Below are 18,468 nucleotides of genomic sequence, written 5' to 3'. Positions count from 1 at the left end.
TGATGCGGCACGGCGAGGTGCACAACCCGGACGGCGTCCTCTACGGCCGCAAGCCCGGCTACCACCTCTCCGAGCTGGGGCGGCGGATGGCCGACCGGGTGGCCGAGCACCTGGCGGACCGGGACATCGCTTATGTGGTGGCCTCCCCGCTGGAGCGTGCCCAGGAGACGGCCACCCCGATCGCCAAGGCGCACGGCCTGGACCTGGCCACCGATGAGCGGCTGATCGAGGCGGAGAACGTCTTCGAGGGCAAGACCTTCGGGGTGGGCGACGGCGCGCTGCGCAAGCCCGCCAACTGGAAGTACCTCACCAACCCGTTCAAGCCGTCCTGGGGCGAGCCCTATATCGAGCAGGTGGTGCGGATGATGGGCGCGCTGGGCGCGGCCCGGGACGCGGCGCGCGGCCATGAGGCCGTGTGCGTCAGCCACCAGCTGCCCATCTGGGTGGTGCGCAGCTTCGCCGAGCGCCGCCGGCTCTGGCACGACCCGCGCAACCGGCAGTGCACCCTGGCCAGCCTGACCACCTTCACCTACCGGGGCGACAAGATCGTTTCGGTGGGCTACAGCGAGCCCGCCCGGGATCTGGTGCCCAAGCATCTGCTGGCCGGTGCCAAGCCGGTCAGGGGGGGCCAGAAGGCCTTCGGCGCGTAGCACCCGCGGGGCCTTAGGCCGCCCGACCCACATCGGCGCGCCCTCGCACCGAACCTCGTCTTATATGGACGCCAAGCGTTTGGACGCCAAGCGTTTGGACGCCAAGCGTTTGGACGCCGAGCGTTGGGACGCCGAGCGTTGGGACGCCAGGCGAGGTGTGAGGGCGGAGGCGGCGGCATGGGCGAGATCTCCCGGCGGGCCGTGCTGGGCGCGGCCGCCGCGCTGGGCGTCGCCGGGTGCTCGGCCGGTCCGTCGGACACCGAGGCCATGGTCACCCGGGCCACCGAGGCGGCCCGGGCGCGTCCCATCGGGGACGGTTCCACCGCCAACGGCGGCCCCCAGCCCAACCAGCCGCCGGAGCCGGAGCGGCTGGAGTCGGGGCAGAAGCCGCCGCAGTTCGTGGTGTTCTCCTGGGACGGGGCCGGGGAGGTCGGCAATGGCCTGTTCCCGCGCTTCCGCAAGCTGGCCCGGGAGCACGGGGCCCGGATGACCTTCTTCCTGACCGGGCTGTACTGCCTGCCGGAGGCCGGAAAGCTGCACTACCGGCCGCCCAACAACCCGCGGGGCGCCTCGGCCCTGGGCTATCTCGCCGACGAGCACATCCGGGCGACCCTGGAGAACGTACGTCTGGCCTGGCTGGAGGGCCATGAGATCGGCACCCACTTCAATGGGCACTTCTGCTCCGGCCCCGGCTCGGTGGCCCGCTGGACCTCCGAGGACTGGCGCTCCGAGATCAGACAGGCGGTCGCCTTTGTCACCTCCTGGCGGACCAATACCGGCTTCGCCGATCTGGAGCCGCTGCCCTTCGACTACCGCAAGGAGCTGGTCGGCGGCCGTACGCCCTGTCTGCTGGGCCAGTCCGCGCTGCTGCCCGCCGCCGCCCGGCTGGGCTGGCGGTATGACGCCAGCGCGGCCGGCGGGCTCCAGGTCTGGCCGGGCAAGAAGCAGGGGCTGTGGGATCTGCCGCTTCAGCTGATCCCCTTTCCCGGCCACTCCTTCGAGGTGCTGTCCATGGACTACAACCTGCTGGCCAACCAGTCCCGCAACAGCACCAACGCCCCGCCCGCGCACTATCCGCTGTGGCGGCAGCAGGCGGTGGACGCCTATCTGGCCGGATTCCGGCGGGCGTACGAGACCAACCGGGCGCCGTTCTTCATCGGCAACCACTTCGAGGAGTGGAACGGCGGCATCTATATGGACGCCGTGGAGCAGGCGCTCAAACGGATCGCCGATGAGCGCAACAAGGAGGTGCGGCTGGTCTCCTTCCGCCAGCTGGTGGACTGGCTGGACGCCCAGGATCCGCAGGTCATGGCCCATCTGCAGAGTCTGCGGGTGGGGGAGCGGTGGACCCCGGCCCGCTAGGGCCGCCGGGGGTGAGGGGGGCGCGGAAGATCCCGTAATTCGCCATGCGAAACTTTTCACATGAGTGCCTGCCGCGCCAACCGACGCAACCTCCGCCGCCGTCGTGCCGTCGTGCCGGTCATCGGCACCGCCCTCGCCGCCCTGGCGCTCAGCGCCTGCGGCTCCGGGGGCAGTTCGGGAGGCGGCGGCCAGACCCAGTTCGTCCAGGGCAACGGCGGCATCGACGTGGTCAAGGACGCGAGCGGCCGCAAGGCGGCCCCGGAACTGTCCGGCGAGACGCTGCAGGGCAAGCAGCTGGACGTCAACAAGGAGTACCAGGGCAAGGTTTTGGTGCTCAATGTCTGGGGCTCCTGGTGCTCGCCCTGCCGGGCCGAGGCCGCCGGCCTGGCCAAGGTCGCCAAGGACTACCAGGGCAAGGGTGTGCAGTTCGTCGGCCTCAACACCCGGGACCCCAACCGGGCCCCGGCGGTGGCCTTCGAGAAGGAGTTCGGGGTTCCCTACCCGAGCCTGTACGACCCGGCGGGCAAGCTGATCCTGCGCTTCCCCGCGGGCAGCCTCAACCCGCAGTCCATCCCCTCCACGGTCTTCATCGACCGGGAGGGCCGGATCGCCGGACGGGCCATCAAGCCGCTCACCGAGGACGACCTGCGCCAGGCGCTCGACCCGCTGGTCGCGGAGAAGTGACCGCCGTGCACACGCTGGCCGCCGCGGGATACAACCAGACCGTGCTGTCCGGGGCGCTGCTGCTGGCGCTTCCGGTGGCGGTGCTGGGCGGGCTGGTCTCCTTCTTCTCGCCCTGTGTGCTGCCGCTGGTGCCGGGCTATCTGTCCTATGTCACCGGGGTCAGCGGGGCGGACATGGCCGAGGCCCGGCGGGGGCGGATGCTGGCCGGATCCTCGCTGTTTGTGCTGGGGTTCAGCGCGGTGTTCGTCTCCGGTGGCGCACTTTTCGGCTATTTCGGCACCACACTGCAGCGGTACAAGGACACCATCTCCCTGGTGCTCGGCAGCCTGACCATCGTGCTCGGCCTGGTCTTCATGGGTCTGCTGAACCGGTTCGGCCAGCGCGAATTCCGCTTCCACACCCGGCCTTCGGTGGGGCTGGCGGGAGCCCCGTTGCTTGGCGTGGTCTTCGGTCTGGGCTGGACGCCCTGCATCGGCCCGACGCTGGCAGCCGCCAACACCCTCGCCCTCCAGCAGGGCAGCGCACTGCGCGGCGCCCTGCTCACCTCCGCCTACTGCCTGGGCCTGGGCCTGCCCTTCATACTCGCCGCGCTGGCCTTCCGCCGGGCGCTCGGTGCCTTCGGCTGGGTCAAGCGGCACTACGCCTGGGTGATGCGGACCGGCGGCGCAATGCTCGTCATGGTCGGCGTTCTCCTGGTCACAGGGTGGTGGGACAGCATGGTCCAGTACCTGCAGACGTGGACCAACCAATACACCCCTGGGATCTGAGCAATGGCCAAGACCGATAGCAGTTCCGGCTCCGCGCCGGAGGACGCCTCCGCCGACCGGCTGTCCACGGCCCCGGTCGAGGAGACCGGGCCGTCCGGCGCCGGCTCCTTCGGCGGCGTACGCCGGCCGGGCCTGCTGGGCGCGCTGGGCTGGGGTCTGCGGGAGGCCACCGGCTGGCTGCGCTGGTTCTGGCGGCAGCTGACCTCCATGCGGGTCGCCCTGATCCTGCTGCTGCTGCTCTCGCTGGCCACCATCCCGGGTTCGCTGATCCCGCAGACCAGCGTGGACTCGGTCAAGGTGGACGACTGGAAGAAGGGCCACCAGGCCCTGACGCCCGCCTTCGAGAAGCTCCAGCTGTTCCATGTCTACAGCTCGGTGTGGTTCTCCGCGGTCTACATCCTGCTGTTCATCTCGCTGATCGGCTGTATCGTCCCGCGTACCTGGCAGTTCGTCGGCCAGCTGCGCTCCCGCCCGCCGCGCGCCCCGCGCCGCCTGGACCGGATGCCCGCCTACGCCACCTGGCGCACCGAGGCCGATCCGGAGCAGGTGCTGGCCCGGGCGGGCCGACTGCTGAAGGGCAAGCGCTTCCGCACCGAGCCGGGCGAGGGCTCGGTGGCCGGTGAGAAGGGCTATCTGCGCGAGGCCGGCAACCTGGTCTTCCATGTTTCGCTGATCGTGCTGCTGGTGGCCTTCGCCTCCGGCCAGCTGTGGAAGTCCGAGGGCGGCAAACTGATCGTCCAGGGCGATGGTTTCTCCAACACCCTCACCCAGTACGACGACTTCAAGTCGGGCTCCCTGTTCACCCCCGCCGACCTGCCGCGCTTCAGCTTCTTCCTGGACGACTTCGAGGCCACCTACGAGGTGACGGGCCCGCAGCGCGGCACCCCGCGTACCTATGCGGCCCATGTCACCTACTACAAGGGGACCGACAACACCCCGCACAAGACCACCATCAAGGTCAATGACCCGCTGGTGATCGACGGGTCCAAGATCTACCTCCAGGGCCATGGCTACGCCCCGGTGGTCACCGTCAAGGACGGCAAGGGAAATGTCGCCTATCAGGGGGCGGTGGCCTCGCTGCCGCTGGACAGCAACATCACCGAGAATGTCGTCCTGAAGGTCCCGGACTTCCGGGACAAGGAAGGCGCCAAGGACCAGGTCGGCTTCACCGGTCTGTTCATCCCCACCCTGGACGAACGCACCGGCACCATGCTGTCGCAGTTCCCCGACCTGGTCAGTCCGGGCATGGTGCTGACCGCCTTCCACGGCAGCCTGGGCATGGACTCCGGAGTGCCGCAGAGCGTCTACAAGCTGGACGTCTCCAAGATGAAGCAGTTCACCAAGCCGGACGGCAAGAGCAAGCTGTCCCAGCTGCTCCGGGTCGGCCAGACCATGAACCTGCCCAACGGCGGCACCCTGCACTTCGACGGCATCAAGCCCTGGGCCACCTTCCAGATCTCCCAGAAGCCGGGTGACGGGCCCGCCCTGGCCGGTGCGGTCGCCGCCATCCTGGGGGTCGCCGGTTCGCTGTTCATCCAGCGCCGCCGGGTGTGGGTGCGCGCCGTGCGCGCTGCGGACGGGAGTACGGTCGTGGAGCTGGCCGGCCTGGGCCGCAGCGAGTCGGCCAAGGTGCCCGAGGAACTGGCCGATCTGGCGGCCGCCCTCCAGACCGACGCCCCGCCCGTCCCTGACGACCCGTCCACCTCAGACGCCCCGCCCACCCCAGACGAAGGCGCCGATACCACCGAACCGTCCGAATCCTCCGAAGGAGCCCGCGCGTGAACCTCGCGGCCGCAACCAACGAGAACCTGGCCCACATCAGCAATGTGCTGATCTATTCGGCCATGGCCGTCTACACCCTGGCCTTTCTCGCGCATATCGCCGAGTGGGTGTTCGGCAGCCGCAGCGCCGTGGGCCGTACCGCCGCCGCGATCACCGCCACCCCCCGGCAGGCGGTGACGGTCACCGTCAAGAGCGGCTCGGCCGGCGGCGGCACCGCGGTGCTGGAACGCCCCAAGGTGATCACCCGCACCGCCCCCGGCGGCCGGGACGACGTCCCTGACGGGCCGGGCGCCGCGGGCACCAGTGAGCAGGGCGACCTCTATGGCCGGATCGCCATCTCGCTGACCGTGCTGGCCTTCGCCCTGCACGCGGGCGGGGTGCTCACCCGCGCCCTGTCGGTGCAGCGGGCGCCATGGGGGAACATGTACGAGTTCTCCTGCACCTTCGGCATGGTCGCGGTGGGCGTCTACCTCTGCCTGCTGGCGGCCAGGAAGAACATCCGCTGGCTGGGCCTGCCGCTGGTCACCACGGTCCTGCTCGACCTGGGCCTGGCCGTCTCGGTGCTCTACACCGCCAGCGACCAGCTGGTGCCCGCGCTGCACTCCTACTGGCTGTGGATCCACGTCTCCTGCGCGATCATCTCCGGCGCCTCGCTCTATGTGGGCGCGGTCTCCACGCTCTTCTACCTGCTGCGCGACCGCTATGAGGAGCGCCTGGCCAAGGGCGAGGCCGGTCCGGACGCGCCGGAGGGCAAGCCGGAGCAGCAGTCCGCCGACGGGGGCTGGCTGCGGCTGGGCGTCAAGGCGCAGCTGGCCATGGACAGCGCCCTGAGCCGGCTGCCCTCGGCCGGCACCCTGGACAAGTTCGGCTACCGGATCAACGCCACCGTCTTCCCGCTGTGGACCTTCACCATCATCGCGGGCGCCATCTGGGCCGAGGCGGCCTGGGGCCGCTACTGGGGCTGGGACCCCAAGGAGGTCTGGTCCTTCATCACCTGGGTCGCCTACGCCTGCTATCTGCATGCCCGGGCCACCGCGGGCTGGAAGGGGCGCAAGGCCGCCTATCTGGGCCTGTTCGCCTTCGCCTGCTATGTCTTCAACTACTACGGGGTCAACTTCCTGTTCGGCGGCAAGCACTCCTACTCCGGAGTCTGAGCCACTCCGGAGTCCGAGCCCGGCGCGACCCCTGAGCCCCCTGCGGCCCGTGTTCCCCGAGAGGCGGAACACGGGCCGTCGTGGTACCGCTGGGGTATGGAGATCCCCTCCCCGTACGGGTCCTCCCGGACCCATGGCAACAGCCACACCCTGCACTACGAGCTCTCGCTGCCCTATCCGCAGTCCCAGGTGTGGGCCGCCATCGCCACCCCCGAGGGCCTGCCCTCCTGGCTGGCCGCCGCCGAGCCCTTCGAGCAGCGGGAGGGCGGGGCGATCACCCTGCGCTGGCTGAAGCCCGGCCCCGAGGGCGGGACCACCGTCGCCCCCGGCAGGGTGACCGCCTGGCAGCCGCAGCGGCTGGCCGAGTACACGGTGGAGGTCCACGGCCGGATCCGCTTCGAGCTGGAGCCCGCCCCGCACAGCGTCGGCGGCACCCTGCTGCACTTCACCAATGAGATCACCGGGCCGGAGGACGAGCGCCTGGACTGCCTGGCGGGCTGGCACCACCACTTCGAGTACCTGCTCCAGGCGCTCGCCGGCCACCCCGCGGACTGGCCCTCCTGGAGCCCGGACCGCCCGCGGCGGCTACGGCAGGACTACGAGCGCGGCGAGAACCCCTAGCGCCGGGGCCGGGTGCCCGGCTCCTGCCTGGGCAGTTGCTGACTGGCGCCGGGCAGGGTGGGCTTGGGCAGGTTGGCCACTTCCCACTGGGCCTCCTGGAACTCCTTGTCGGTGTCCACCGGCAGTTTGGGTGCCCCCGCCGGGTCGCCGAAGCCGAAGGCCGAGGTGAAGTCGCCGAAGGTGCGCCGGCGCCAGGCGCTGATATTGGGCTCCGGCACGCCCGTCCACCGCTCCAGGAAGCGCAGCGCCGAGGTGTGGTCGAAGGCCTCACCGGCCGCCCAGCCGCCCACCGTCCAGGGCGAGACGATCACACAGGGCACCCGGAACCCGGCCCCGATGGGCAGCCCCTTGATGAACTCGTCCTTGGTGCCCTTGGGCGGCACCGGTGGCGGCACATGGTCGAACAGCCCGTCGTTCTCGTCGTAGTTGAGGATGAAGACGGTCTTGGCCCATACCTCGGGGTTGTCGGCGATGGCCTCGATCTTCTTGGCGACGAAGTCCGCGCCCGCGGCCGGGAGGAAGTCCGGGTGCTCCGACTGCGGCCCGGTGGGGATGATCCAGGAGACGGCCGGCAGCCGGTCGTTGCGGGCGTCCTCCTCGAAGGTGCCCGCCGCCAGCCGGCGCATCCCGCGCTCATACAGCGGCTCGCCCGGCCTGGCGTCCTTGAACTGCTGGAACTCCTCCAGCATGTTGCAGCCGTAGTTGTCCTCCTCCTGGTACACCCGCCAGCTGATGCCTGCCTTCTGCAGCCGCTCGGCATAGGTGGTCCAGCGGTAGGGGGTGGGCGCGGTGTTGTCGATGACCGGGCCGCCGTGCCTGCCGCCGGGGTCGATGGTGCCGGTCATCCAGTACAGCCGGTTGGGCCAGGTGGGGCCGAACACCGAGCAGTAGTAGTTGTCGCAGATGGTGAAGGTCTCGGCGAGGGCGAACTGGAAGGGGATGTCCTCGCGGGTGTGATAGCCCATCACATAGGGGCCGTTCTTGCCGTCCGCCTTGCGGTGGGCGGGCAGCCAGCGGTCCATCTTCCCGTTGTTCCACGCCTCGTGCTGTACGGCCCAGGCGTGGCTGGTGGAGGGGATGGCCTGGGCGCTGGTCTTGCGGGTGTTCAGCCGGAAGGGGAGCAGATAGCCCTTGGGGTTCTGGCTGTCCGGCTGGTGGAAGACGCTGCGCCCGGTGGAGAGCTTGAGCGCGTGCGGGTCGGCGAAGCCGCGTACGCCCTTGAGGGTGCCGAAGTAGTGGTCGAAGGAGCGGTTCTCCTGCATCAGCAGGACCACGTGCTTGATGTCCCGCAGCGAGCCGCGCCGGGCCGGGCCGGCCGCCGCCGCCTGCTGGACGCTCGGCGGGAGCAGCGCGAAGGCGGCACCGCCGACCGCCGCCCCCAGGGCGGAGCCGAGGAGTCTGCGTCTGGTCATCTCGGGCATGGTCATCCCTCCCTGATGTCACGTCAGGCCACAGTGTGACCATGACGACTCTCCCGGGGCGGGGATGTCGGGGGGAGGGGGATGCGGATGAATTGGGCGTCAAATGGCAGTGAAAACAACGGAGTTGAGGTGAAATTCCGCTGTCACTGCTAAATACGATTACCCGATAGGGGGAGTGCTGGTTGGGCCGAGCGGGCGCTCGCGCCTTGCGATCCCCTACTGGGCGCCCTCGTCCCGGTCGCGGCCCAGGGAGCGGAGGAACTCCGGGTTGTCGTCCGGCGCCACCCAGGTGCCCTGCGGGGAGCCCGCGGCGGCGGGGCGCGGGCGGCCGGCGATCAGCCAGGCCACCGGACCCAGCAGCACCTCGCCGAAGAGCAGGATGATCAGCACCCAGGCCACCTTGGGCAGGCCGCGGACCTCGTTCTCCGGGGTGTTGAGGCAGTCCACGAAGGCGTAGATCCACAGGGCCAGGATCAGCAGGAACGGCAGATACCTGAGCATGTGACGAGCCCCCGGGACGAAGCGGTACGGGCCGCGCGGCGGCCCCCGTGACAAGCCAAGCGTAGTGCGTGCTCGATACTGGAGCGCATGGCTTATGACGATCTCCGCTCGTTCCTGCGGGCGCTGGAGCGCGATGGCGACCTCAAGCGCATCAAGGCCGAAGTCGATCCCTATCTGGAAGTCGGGGAGATTGTCGACAGAGTGAACAAGGCGGGCGGTCCCGCGCTGCTCTTCGAGAACGTCAAGGGCTCGGCGATGCCGCTGGCCATGAATGTCTTCGGCACCGACCGCCGGCTGCTCAAGGCGCTGGGCCTGAAGTCCTACCAGGAGATCGGCGAGAAGATCGGCGGGCTGCTCAAGCCGGAGCTGCCCCAGGGCTTCATCGGCCTGCGGGAGGCCTTCGGCAAGCTGGGCGCCATGGCGCATGTCCCGCCGCGCAAGATCAAGGACGCCCCGGTCCAGGAAGTGGTGCTCACCGGCGACCAGGTGGACCTCGACCGGCTCCCGGCCCTGTTCACCTGGCCCGAGGACGGCGGCTCCTTCTTCAACCTGGGCCTCACCCACACCAAGCACCCCGAGACCGGCGTCCGAAACCTGGGCCTCTACCGGCTCCAGCGTCACGACAAGCGCACCATTGGGATGCACTGGCAGATCCACAAGGACAGCCGCAACCACTACCAGGTGGCGGCCCGGCGCGGGGAGCGGCTGCCGGTGGCCATCGCCTTCGGCTGCCCGCCCGCCGTCACCTATGCCTCCACCGCGCCGCTGCCCGGCGACATCGACGAATACCTGCTGGCCGGCTTCATCCAGGGCAAGCGGGTGGAGATGGTGGACTGCAAGACCGTTCCGCTCCAGGTTCCGGCCAATGCCGAGGTGGTGCTGGAGGGCTGGCTGGAGCCCGGCCGGATGCTGCCGGAGGGCCCGTTCGGCGACCACACCGGCTTCTATACGCCGCAGGAGGACTTCCCGGCGCTGACCATCGACTGTGTGACCATGCGCCGCCGCCCGCTGCTGCAGTCCATCGTGGTCGGCCGGCCGCCGACCGAGGACGGCCCGCTGGGGCGGGCCACCGAGCGGTTCTTCCTCCCGCTGTTGAAGATCATCGTGCCGGACATCGTGGACTACCACCTGCCGGAGTCCGGCGGCTTCCACAACTGCGCCATCGTCTCGATCGACAAGAAGTACCCCAAGCACGCGCAGAAGGTGATGCACGCCATCTGGGGTGCGCACATGATGTCGCTGACCAAGCTGATCATCGTGGTCGATGCCGACTGCGATGTCCACGATCTGCACGAGGTCTCCTGGCGGGCGCTGGGCAACACCGACTACGCCCGTGACCTCACCGTGGTCGAGGGCCCGGTGGACCACCTGGACCACGCCTCCTACCAGCAGTTCTGGGGTGGCAAGGCGGGCATCGACGCCACCGCCAAGTGGCCGGAGGAGGGCTACACCCGGGACGGCGGCTGGCCGCGGATGGTCGAGTCCGATCCCCGGACCGCCGAACTGGTGACCAAGCGTTGGACGGAGTACGGACTGTGACCTCTGCCGAAGGCATCCTCACCCCCGGCCCGGCCCCCTCCAGCGGCCGGATCCGCGCGTTCCTGCGCCTGGTGATGATCGAGCACTCGGTCTTCGCGCTGCCCTTCGCCTATATCGCCTCGCTGACGGCGATGTACCAGAAGGACGAGCGCATCGACTGGTGGAAGCTGCTGCTGGTCACCGTCGCCATGGTGGGCCTGCGGACCTTCGCCATGGCCTGCAACCGCATCATCGACCGTGAGATCGACGCCCGTAACCCGCGTACGGCCGGCCGTGAACTGGTCACCGGCGCGGTGACGGTGCGTTCCGCCTGGACCGGTGCGCTGGTGGCGGTGGTGTTCTTCCTGGGCGCGGCGGGGCTGCTGAATCCTTTGTGCCTGGCGCTGGCGCCGCTCGCCGTGATCCCGATGGTGGTCTATCCCTACGGCAAGCGCTTCACCAACTTTCCGCACGCCATCCTGGGCCTGGCCCAGGCGATCGGCCCGGTGGGCGCCTGGCTGGCGGTCACCGGCGGCTGGTCCTGGGACGCGGTGATCCTGGGCCTGGCGGTCGGCGTCTGGATCGGCGGCTTCGATCTGATCTTCGCCTGCCAGGACGTGGCCGCCGACCGCGCGCACGGGGTGCTGTCCACCCCGGCCCGCTTCGGCATCCCGGCCGCGCTGTACGGCTCCCGGGTCTGCCATGTGATCACCACGGCGCTGCTGGTGTGGTACGCGCTGGCCACGCACGCGGGGCCGTTCTTCTGGGTGGGGCTGATGGTGGTCGCGGCCGCGTTCGTTTACGAGCACTCGATCGTGCGGCCGCACGACTTGTCCCGCCTGAACCGGGCGTTCTTCACGGTGAACGGTTTTGTGGGGATAAGCCTGTTCTTCTTCGCCCTGTGCGATCTGGTGAGCCGCGGGCTGGGCTGGTAGCGGGTCCGATTCCGGGCGCGGGCCGTCGTGGGCGGGCCGCACCCGGCGACGAAACGGCGTCTGCCGACGACCCTCGCCGTTCCGCTGCGGCTGGTCGCGCAGTTCCCCGCGCCCCTGACGGGGCGCGCCCTGCGCGTTGTGGGCAGTCGTTCCGCTGGGCGATGGGGGCACCTCCCAGCGGTAGCTGGGGGAGGGTGGGCACAACGCGACCACCGGGCCGCACCCGGAAGCGATACCGGCGTCCGTTGCCGGCTGCGGGCCGTGCGTGGCCGGTCGCGCAGTTCCCCGCGCCCCTGGGGGCAGGCCCACCCGGCTACGCTCACCCCGTGGAGCTGGAGCCCAAAACCCGATCAACCCGCACCCCCTGGGTGCTGGGCGTCTCCGGCGCGTCCGGAACCCCCTACGCCGCCGCCGTACTGCGCGGCCTGCTCGCCGCCGGCGAGGCCGTGGACCTGGTGGTGAGCCGGGCCGCCCGGCTGACCGTGCTGGACGAGACGGGCATCGCCTTCCGGGACGCGCACTGGCGCGACGACCTGCGCGCCTGGCTGGAGACCGGCGCGGACGGCAAGCCGCACCCCTTCGAGGGCAGCCTGGCGGAGGTACGCCACTGGGCGGCCGGAGATCTCGCGGCCGGCCCGTCCTCCGGCTCGTACCCGGCCAAGGGAATGCTGATCGTGCCCGCCAGCACCGCCTGTGTGGCGGGTGTGGCGCTGGGGCTTTCCAAGGATCTGCTGCAACGGGCCGCGAGCGTAACGCTCAAGGAGCGGCGTCCGTTGGTGGTGGCGGTGCGGGAAACCCCGCTGACCGGACAGACGCTCAAGCAGCTGGTGACACTGGACGAGGCGGGCGCGATCGTGCTGCCCGCCTCTCCGGCGTTCTACGCGGGGGCGACGCACATCCAGGATCTGGTGGACTTCGTCGCCGGGCGGGTGCTGGACGCGGCGGGGGTGCCGCACCAGCTCTACCGCAGATGGAAGGGAGAGCTCGGCGGTGCGCGCTCTCCGGGTGATGGTTAGCCCTTGTTGGCGCGCGGGAGGCGGAAGGCCTTGGCCTTGCCGGGACGGGCGCCGACGGGACGGTGGGCACGCGAGCGGTTGGCCAGGTCCTGCAGCTCACGCATGCGGGCGTAGGCCATCTCGATCGAGTACACGGGTCTTCACTCCTGAAGGATCGTCGGTGTCTTAAGGATCCGATAAAAGATTCGCAGGGTTTCGGACCCCGTATGCCTTAGATTCTACACGCAAGACGGCGAGTTCGCTCATTAATTGAAAGGTTCCAGGCATGGACGCGGTGGACAGGCAGCTCATCCAGGCCCTCCGGGAGAACGGCCGGGCCTCATACGCGGAACTGGGCCGGCTGGTCGGCCTCTCCGGCCCCAGCGTCACGGACCGGATCAACCGCCTGGAGGCGGCGGGCGTGATCACCGGCTACCGGGCCACGGTCAACGCCGCCTCGCTGGGCCTGGGCGTCACCGCCCTGATCGGCATTCAGCTCTCGGACGCCGCCGACCACGAGGATGTGGCGCGCCGGCTGCGGGACCTGGAGGAGATCGAGGACTGCTGGTTCATCGCCGGCGACGACTCCTACATGCTCAAGGTCCGGGTCGGCGATGTGGACGGCCTGGAGCGCACCATCCGCCGGCTGTCCGGCACCAAGGGCGTCAGCCGCACCCGCACCACCATCGTGCTCTCCACCAAGTGGGAGAACCGGGTGGGTGAGCTGCCCGAGGAGGTCTGAGGGCAGGGGAGTAGTCTCGACCGGGTCGCAGTAGGTGAAGCAGGAGGATGCATGGACGCCGGACTCAAGCGCGAGCTGGAGGAGAAGGTCCAGGCCGGGGAGCGGCTGACCCGCGAGGACGGCATCGCCCTCTACGAGTGCGACGACCTGGCCTGGCTGGGCGGGCTGGCGCACCAGGTACGCACCCGCAAGAACGGTGACGTCGTCCACTTCAACGTCAACCGGCACCTCAATATGACCAATGTGTGCACCGCCTCGTGCGCCTACTGCTCCTTCCAGCGCAAGCCGGGCGAGAAGGACGCGTACACCATGCGCATCGAGGAAGCCGTCCGCCTGGCCAAGGCCATGGAGAACGAGCACCTCACCGAGCTGCACATCGTCAACGGCCTGCATCCGACGCTCCCTTGGCGCTACTACCCGCGCTCGCTGAAGGCGCTCAAGGAGGCGCTGCCGGAGGTCTCGCTGAAGGCGTTCACCGCCACCGAGATCCACCACTTCGAGAAGATCTCCGGCCTGCCCGCCTCCGAGATCCTGGACGAGCTGATCGACGCCGGCCTGGAGTCGCTCACCGGCGGTGGCGCGGAGATCTTCGACTGGGAGGTCCGGCAGCACATCGTGGACCACGACACCCACTGGGAGGACTGGTCGCGCATCCACCGCCTGGCGCACTCCAAGGGCCTGAAGACCCCCTGCACCATGCTCTACGGCCATATCGAGGAGCCGCGCCACCGGGTGGACCATGTCCTGCGGCTGCGTGAACTCCAGGACGAGACCGGCGGCTTCCAGGTCTTCATCCCGCTGCGCTACCAGCACGACTTCGTGGACATGAAGGACGGCAAGGTCCGCAACCGGCTCCAGGCCCGTACCACCATGGCCACCGGCGCCGAGGCGCTGAAGACCTTCGCCGTCTCCCGGCTGCTGTTCGACAACATCCCGCATGTCAAGGTGTTCTGGGTGATGCACGGAGTGCAGACCGCCCAGCTCGCCCTCCAGCACGGCGCGGACGACATGGACGGCTCGGTGGTCGAGTACAAGATCACCCACGATGCGGACAACTACGGCACGCCCAACAAGCTCACCCGGGACGACCTGCTGGAGCTGATCCGCGAGGCGGGCTTCCGCCCGGTGGAGCGCAACACCCGCTACGAGATCATCCGGGAATACCCCGGCCCGGACGCCTCGCTGCGCGAGTCGCCGCAGCCGATGCGGGTCTGAGCGACCCCCCGGTAGATCCATAACTTTCCATGCTTGACTGGGAGAGACCCTTTCGGTTGCCGTTGAGAAGAAGGTCCCGTCCGTGAGTAGCCAGAAGTACGCATCGCTCCGCTACACCGCCTGGCGATTCGGCCTCCTCATCGCCTGCTTCGCCGTCGTCTGGGTGCTGTGCTACGCACGTCTGATCCCGCTGGGCGTGGGCAGCTCCAATATCTTCTGGATGATCCTGCTCGCCCTGATCCTCTCCGCCCCGCTCAGCTGGGTGCTGCTGCGCAAGCCCCGCGAGGCCATGGCGATGCAGGTCGCCGCGCGGGTGGACCGGGCCAAGGAACAGCTGGCCGCCAACGCCGCCCAGGAGGACTCGGCCACCTGAGAGTCCCGTCACACCAGGCCCGGGGCCCGCCGCTCAGCCGGCGGGCCCCGGGCTTTTTCCGGCCTTGATCCCCAAGAACTCCTTTGGGTTACCCAAAGACCCGGTGTTACCGTGGTGCGCATGAAGACAGCAGCGCACCGAATCCCCACGGGCCCCGGGCTTGTGGCGCGCCTGCATGTCGATCTTTGCCGCTGTGCCTCCGCGGCCTGTCGCCGCCGCTGACCTCTCACCTGGTTCGCCAGCGGCCGGAGATCCCCTCTCTTACGGACCTCCCGGCGCCCCACGCCCGTTTTTCTGTCTGTCCCCCGGAGCATCCGTTGTCCACCACTTCCACGTCCGCCGCGCGCCCGCGCATACCCAAGGTCCCGTTCTGGGCCCAGATCCTGCTCGGCCTGGTGCTGGGCGCGCTGCTGGGCTGGGCCGCCCGCAGCGGTGACATCGGCTGGCTGCAGACCACCCTCGACAAGATCGGCGGCATCTTTGTCCAGCTGCTGATGGTGGTGGTCGCCCCGCTGGTGTTCTTCGCCATCCTGGTGTCCATCACCAACCTCAGGAATGTCTCCAACGCCGCCCGGCTGGCCACCCGCACCCTGCTGTGGTTCATGATCACCTCGCTGATCGCGGTGAGCATCGGCCTGGCCATCGGCCTGCTGACGCACCCCGGTTCGGGCACCGGCCTGACCGCGGCGGACGGCGCCGCCCCGCAGAAGCACGGATCCTGGCTGGACTTCCTCACCGGCATCGTCCCCACCGACGTCATCACGCCCTTCACCCAGCTCAATGTGCTCCAGATCGTCTTTATGGCCGCGGTGTCCGGCGTCGCCGTGCTCCAGCTGGGCGAGAAGGCCCGGCCGCTGCTCACCCTCAGCGAGACCGTGCTGGAGCTGCTGCAGAAGGTGCTGTGGTGGGTCATCCGGCTCGCCCCGCTGGGCAGCCTGGGCCTGGTCGGCAAGGCCGTTTACAAGTACGGCTGGAACCTGATCGGCAAGTACGCCACCTTCACCGCCGATATCTACGTCGGCTGCGCCATCGTGCTCTTCGGCGTCTACCCGCTGCTGCTGGCCACCGTCGCCAAGGTCAGCCCGCTGCGGTTCTTCAAGGGCGCCTGGCCCGCCATCCAGCTGGCCTTTGTCTCCCGCTCCTCGGTGGGCACCATGCCGCTGACCCAGAAGGTGACCGAACGCCTGGGCGTGCCCCGGGAGTACACCTCCTTCGCGGTGCCCTTCGGCGCCACCACCAAGATGGACGGCTGCGCCTCCATCTACCCGGCGATCGCCGCCATCTTTGTGGCCCAGGTCTTCGGGGTGCACCTTGAGGTACGCGACTACCTGCTGATCGCCTTTGTCTCGGTGATCGGCTCCGCCGCCACCGCCGGCCTGACCGGCGCCACCGTGATGCTCACCCTGACCCTCTCCACGCTGGGCCTGCCGATGGCGGGGGTGGGTCTGCTGCTGGCCATCGACCCGATCGTGGACATGGTGCGGACCGCCACCAACGTTGCCGGCCAATCAGTGGTGCCGATCATCGTCGCGTCCCGGGAGAAGATCCTGGACCGCGAGGCGTACCAGCGGGCCGATGGCTCCCGGCTGGTCGAGGCCGAGGAGGCCGCGCCGGTGCTGAGCGCGGCCTAGAGCCGGCCGGCCAACAGCACTGGCCCCAACGGCCCTTGACGTCCCTCCCCTCCGTGATATTACCTGCCGGTAAAGTTACGGGGGCGGAGGGATTTGTCGTGACTACTGCAACTCCTGCACAACGCAAACCCAGGGTCAAGCGGATGCCACGGGAGGTCCGTGAGCGGCAGATGCTGGATGCCGCGGTCGAGGTCTTCGCCCGGCGCGGCTACCGCGCGGCCTCCATGGACGAGATCGCCGAACTGGCCGGAGCGTCCAAGCCCTTGGTCTATCTCTACCTCAACTCCAAGGAGGAACTGTTCAGTGCCTGCATCCGGCGCGAGGCGGAGTCGCTGATCCAGGAGATCCAGGCGGGTGTGGAGCCGGGTGACAGCGCCGAGCGGCGGCTGTGGTGCGGGCTGCGTGCCTTCTTCGCGCACACCGCCGAACATCCGGACGGCTGGGCGGTGCTCAGCTGCCAGGCCCGTATCCATGGCGAGCCCTTCGCCCTGGTGGTGGCCGAACTCCGGCAGCGGATCGTGGATCTGGTCACCCGGCTGATCGCCGAGTGCGCCCAACCGGACGGCGGGCGCAAGCCGTTGAGCGCCCGCGAGGTCTCCGGTCTGGCCCATGCCCTGGTGGGCGCGGCCGAGTCGCTGGCCGGCTGGGCCAACCACCGTACCGGCGCGGTGCCTTCGGCCCGCGAGACGGCCGCCACCTTGATGAATATGGCCTGGGTGGGGCTGGAGAACCTCACCGGCGGGCGGCGCTGGCCGCCGGCGGCCGCGGTCTGACGCGGGTACGGGGCGTTCGCCGTCCGACGCGGGGTACGGGGCGTTCGTCGTCCGACGCGGTACGGGGGCGCCCGCCGTCTGACGCGGCCGTACGGAGCGCCCGCCGTCTGACGCGGGGTACGGGGGCGGGGCCGGGACGCCCACCCCCGCTCGCTCAGCCGCAGTCACCCCGCTCCGGCTCACCGGCGAACCGCCTGGCCAGCCAGTCCCCGGCCGGAACCGCCTGGGTGACCGCCCCGGCGATATGCTCCGCCAGCGGCAGCGAAGTCCAGTGCACCGCCGCTCCCTTGGCGCACCAGTGGTCCCGCAGCGCACGCCCCACCGTGTAAGGGATCAGCTCGTCCACCACTCCGTGGTAGAGGTACACCGGCCGGTCCGGGGCGTGCCGGCCCAGGTCGGAGAGGTGCAGCACTCGCTGCCAGTCCGGCTGGTCCAGCGGATTGCGGACCGTCACCTCGGAGATCCGCCGGAACAGGCCCGCCACGGTGTTGACGGCCACACAGTGCCGCTTGAGGAACTCCACATGGTCGCGGCCGCGTTGGTTGAGGTAGCGCTCCAAGTGGAGTTCCGGATAGGCCGCGTTCTGCCCGACCGCGGCCATCAGTATCAGCCCGGCGCCCACGCCCCCGTCGTCATAAGCGGCGACGGCCGGCAGATCGGCCGGGACGCCGCCGGTGGCGGTGCCCTTGAGGTTGAGCTCGGGCGCGTAGGAGTCATGCAGTTCGGCGGCCCAGGCGCCGGCCTGCCCGCCCTGGGAGTAGCCCATGATGCCGACCGGGGTGCCGGGGTCCAGCCCGGCCTGGGGCAGCCGCAGGGCGGCCCGGGCCGCGTCCAGTACGGCATGGCCCTCGGCCGGGCCCACCGTATAGGTGTGCTCGCCCGGAGTGCCCAGCCCCTCGTAGTCGGTGACCGCCACCGCCCAGCCGCGCAGCGTCAGCAGCTGGATCAGATTGCCCTCCAGAGTGGTCCCGTAGGGGAACCCGGCCGAGGGCGCGCAGTGGTCGGCCATGCCCACGGTGCCCACGGCATAGGTGACCAGGGGGCGCGGCCCGCGGTGGCCGTCCCGCGGCACGATCACGGTGCCGGAGACCACATTGGGCGCGCCCTTGGCGGTGGTGGAGCGATAGGTGATGTGCCAGGCACGGGTGTTGGTGGGCCGGCCCGGCAGCGGGTGGAAGGAGGTGAGGGAGGAGCTGACCAGGTCGCCGGGTCTTGCCGGGGGTTCGGCGGCGGCCGGGCCGCCCGGCAGGCCCAGCGAGACCGCCAGCGCGGTGACCGCGCAGACGGCGAGGGTGCGCAGACGCATGGGTGCTCCCAACTCTCGGGGGATCGAGCGGAGTTGAG

The 18,468-nt window shown here is 69.7% G+C and carries 20 protein-coding genes; 16 read left to right on the top strand and 4 right to left on the bottom strand.

The window, feature by feature from the left end; genetic code table 11:
* Positions 1–2 precede the first annotated feature (2 nt).
* The 7 genes from CV755_RS21785 to CV755_RS21755 all read left to right on the top strand — a co-directional run bounded on the left by CV755_RS21785 (position 3) and on the right by CV755_RS21755 (position 7,020).
* The gene (locus CV755_RS21785; RefSeq protein WP_109282032.1) at positions 3–650 is read left to right on the top strand and encodes a histidine phosphatase family protein; all 648 of its coding nucleotides are present in this window, start codon (positions 3–5) and stop codon (positions 648–650) included.
* A 177-nt stretch (positions 651–827) separates the two neighbouring features.
* On the top strand, positions 828–2,012 hold the full coding sequence (locus CV755_RS21780; RefSeq protein WP_109281844.1) for a polysaccharide deacetylase family protein: 1,185 nt from the start codon (positions 828–830) through the stop codon (positions 2,010–2,012).
* Positions 2,013–2,072: 60 nt separating this feature from the next.
* Positions 2,073–2,696 carry a TlpA family protein disulfide reductase gene (locus tag CV755_RS21775; RefSeq protein WP_109281843.1) on the top strand — a complete coding sequence of 208 codons (624 nt, stop codon included), beginning with the start codon at positions 2,073–2,075 and terminating at the stop codon, positions 2,694–2,696.
* Positions 2,693–3,463, top strand: a complete 771-nt coding sequence (locus tag CV755_RS21770) for a cytochrome c biogenesis CcdA family protein (protein WP_161968726.1) — start codon at positions 2,693–2,695, stop codon at positions 3,461–3,463. Before CV755_RS21775 ends, CV755_RS21770 begins: the two co-directional genes overlap by 4 nt.
* Positions 3,464–3,466: 3 nt before the next feature.
* Positions 3,467–5,245, top strand: a complete 1,779-nt coding sequence (gene resB / locus CV755_RS21765) for a cytochrome c biogenesis protein ResB (RefSeq protein ID WP_109281842.1) — start codon at positions 3,467–3,469, stop codon at positions 5,243–5,245.
* Positions 5,242–6,399, top strand: a complete 1,158-nt coding sequence (gene ccsB, locus CV755_RS21760) for a c-type cytochrome biogenesis protein CcsB (RefSeq protein ID WP_109281841.1) — start codon at positions 5,242–5,244, stop codon at positions 6,397–6,399. Before resB ends, ccsB begins: the two co-directional genes overlap by 4 nt.
* 96 nt (positions 6,400–6,495) lie before the next feature.
* Positions 6,496–7,020, top strand: coding sequence for an SRPBCC domain-containing protein (locus tag CV755_RS21755; RefSeq protein WP_109281840.1), 525 nt, complete (start codon positions 6,496–6,498; stop codon positions 7,018–7,020).
* Here CV755_RS21755 and CV755_RS21750 read toward each other — a convergent pair.
* Together CV755_RS21750 and CV755_RS21745 are read right to left on the bottom strand one after the other, a co-directional pair.
* Complete coding sequence (locus CV755_RS21750; protein WP_109282030.1) at positions 7,017–8,441, bottom strand: alkaline phosphatase family protein; 1,425 nt, start codon at positions 8,439–8,441, stop codon at positions 7,017–7,019. The genes CV755_RS21755 and CV755_RS21750 overlap by 4 nt on opposite strands.
* Before the next feature lie 216 nt (positions 8,442–8,657).
* Positions 8,658–8,942: a PLD nuclease N-terminal domain-containing protein gene (locus tag CV755_RS21745; protein ID WP_109281839.1), complete on the bottom strand. Its 285-nt coding sequence runs from the start codon at positions 8,940–8,942 to the stop codon at positions 8,658–8,660.
* A gap of 87 nt (positions 8,943–9,029) precedes the next feature.
* On the opposite strand from CV755_RS21745, the gene CV755_RS21740 reads away from it, so the two are divergent.
* From CV755_RS21740 to CV755_RS21730, 3 genes are all read left to right on the top strand, one after another.
* Positions 9,030–10,481, top strand: a complete 1,452-nt coding sequence (locus CV755_RS21740; protein ID WP_109281838.1) for a menaquinone biosynthesis decarboxylase — start codon at positions 9,030–9,032, stop codon at positions 10,479–10,481.
* On the top strand, positions 10,478–11,395 hold the full coding sequence (mqnP, locus tag CV755_RS21735) for a menaquinone biosynthesis prenyltransferase MqnP (RefSeq protein WP_109281837.1): 918 nt from the start codon (positions 10,478–10,480) through the stop codon (positions 11,393–11,395). The genes CV755_RS21740 and mqnP overlap by 4 nt, the downstream gene beginning before the upstream one ends.
* Before the next feature lie 332 nt (positions 11,396–11,727).
* Positions 11,728–12,411 (top strand): UbiX family flavin prenyltransferase, encoded by a 684-nt coding sequence (locus CV755_RS21730; RefSeq protein ID WP_109282029.1) that lies wholly within the window; start codon positions 11,728–11,730, stop codon positions 12,409–12,411.
* Here CV755_RS21730 and CV755_RS35185 read toward each other — a convergent pair.
* The gene (locus tag CV755_RS35185) at positions 12,408–12,545 is read right to left on the bottom strand and encodes a hypothetical protein (protein ID WP_164503305.1); all 138 of its coding nucleotides are present in this window, start codon (positions 12,543–12,545) and stop codon (positions 12,408–12,410) included. The genes CV755_RS21730 and CV755_RS35185 overlap by 4 nt on opposite strands.
* A 131-nt stretch (positions 12,546–12,676) precedes the next feature.
* Here CV755_RS35185 and CV755_RS21725 point away from each other — a divergent pair, with 131 nt between their 5' ends.
* The 6 genes from CV755_RS21725 to CV755_RS21705 all read left to right on the top strand — a co-directional run bounded on the left by CV755_RS21725 (position 12,677) and on the right by CV755_RS21705 (position 17,124).
* Entirely contained in the window at positions 12,677–13,132 is a 456-nt protein-coding gene (locus tag CV755_RS21725) for an Lrp/AsnC family transcriptional regulator (RefSeq protein WP_087927490.1), read from the top strand.
* A 51-nt stretch (positions 13,133–13,183) separates the two neighbouring features.
* Positions 13,184–14,347 (top strand): aminofutalosine synthase MqnE, encoded by a 1,164-nt coding sequence (gene mqnE, locus CV755_RS21720; protein WP_109281836.1) that lies wholly within the window; start codon positions 13,184–13,186, stop codon positions 14,345–14,347.
* An 82-nt stretch (positions 14,348–14,429) separates the two neighbouring features.
* Complete coding sequence (locus CV755_RS21715) at positions 14,430–14,720, top strand: DUF4229 domain-containing protein (protein WP_109281835.1); 291 nt, start codon at positions 14,430–14,432, stop codon at positions 14,718–14,720.
* A gap of 120 nt (positions 14,721–14,840) precedes the next feature.
* The gene (locus CV755_RS36965; RefSeq protein WP_338323675.1) at positions 14,841–14,942 is read left to right on the top strand and encodes a putative leader peptide; all 102 of its coding nucleotides are present in this window, start codon (positions 14,841–14,843) and stop codon (positions 14,940–14,942) included.
* A 95-nt stretch (positions 14,943–15,037) separates the two neighbouring features.
* A complete protein-coding gene (locus tag CV755_RS21710) occupies positions 15,038–16,351 on the top strand; it encodes a dicarboxylate/amino acid:cation symporter (protein ID WP_109281834.1) in 1,314 nt (437 codons plus the stop codon).
* A 143-nt stretch (positions 16,352–16,494) separates the two neighbouring features.
* Positions 16,495–17,124, top strand: coding sequence for a TetR/AcrR family transcriptional regulator (locus CV755_RS21705; protein WP_109281833.1), 630 nt, complete (start codon positions 16,495–16,497; stop codon positions 17,122–17,124).
* A 154-nt stretch (positions 17,125–17,278) separates the two neighbouring features.
* On the opposite strand, the gene CV755_RS21700 is transcribed toward CV755_RS21705, so the two are convergent.
* Positions 17,279–18,430 carry a lipase family protein gene (locus CV755_RS21700; RefSeq protein WP_109281832.1) on the bottom strand — a complete coding sequence of 384 codons (1,152 nt, stop codon included), beginning with the start codon at positions 18,428–18,430 and terminating at the stop codon, positions 17,279–17,281.
* Positions 18,431–18,468 lie beyond the last annotated feature (38 nt).

It is taken from the genome of Streptomyces orinoci, assembly GCF_003121295.1.
GTDB classification, from domain to species: domain Bacteria; phylum Actinomycetota; class Actinomycetes; order Streptomycetales; family Streptomycetaceae; genus Streptomyces; species Streptomyces orinoci.
The sequence above is the reverse complement of the archived record's forward strand: the minus strand, read 5'-3'. Positions and strand labels throughout refer to the sequence as shown.

Coding starts and splice junctions, on each gene's coding strand:
- CV755_RS21785 (WP_109282032.1), top strand. CDS start 3: ATGCGGCACGGCGAGGTGCACAACCCGGACGGCGTCCTCTACGGCCGC.
- CV755_RS21780 (WP_109281844.1), top strand. CDS start 828: ATGGGCGAGATCTCCCGGCGGGCCGTGCTGGGCGCGGCCGCCGCGCTG.
- CV755_RS21775 (WP_109281843.1), top strand. CDS start 2,073: ATGAGTGCCTGCCGCGCCAACCGACGCAACCTCCGCCGCCGTCGTGCC.
- resB (WP_109281842.1), top strand. CDS start 3,467: ATGGCCAAGACCGATAGCAGTTCCGGCTCCGCGCCGGAGGACGCCTCC.
- CV755_RS21755 (WP_109281840.1), top strand. CDS start 6,496: ATGGAGATCCCCTCCCCGTACGGGTCCTCCCGGACCCATGGCAACAGC.
- CV755_RS21750 (WP_109282030.1), bottom strand. CDS start 8,441: ATGCCCGAGATGACCAGACGCAGACTCCTCGGCTCCGCCCTGGGGGCG.
- CV755_RS21745 (WP_109281839.1), bottom strand. CDS start 8,942: ATGCTCAGGTATCTGCCGTTCCTGCTGATCCTGGCCCTGTGGATCTAC.
- CV755_RS21740 (WP_109281838.1), top strand. CDS start 9,030: ATGGCTTATGACGATCTCCGCTCGTTCCTGCGGGCGCTGGAGCGCGAT.
- CV755_RS21725 (WP_087927490.1), top strand. CDS start 12,677: ATGGACGCGGTGGACAGGCAGCTCATCCAGGCCCTCCGGGAGAACGGC.
- mqnE (WP_109281836.1), top strand. CDS start 13,184: ATGGACGCCGGACTCAAGCGCGAGCTGGAGGAGAAGGTCCAGGCCGGG.
- CV755_RS36965 (WP_338323675.1), top strand. CDS start 14,841: ATGAAGACAGCAGCGCACCGAATCCCCACGGGCCCCGGGCTTGTGGCG.
- CV755_RS21705 (WP_109281833.1), top strand. CDS start 16,495: ATGCCACGGGAGGTCCGTGAGCGGCAGATGCTGGATGCCGCGGTCGAG.
- CV755_RS21700 (WP_109281832.1), bottom strand. CDS start 18,430: ATGCGTCTGCGCACCCTCGCCGTCTGCGCGGTCACCGCGCTGGCGGTC.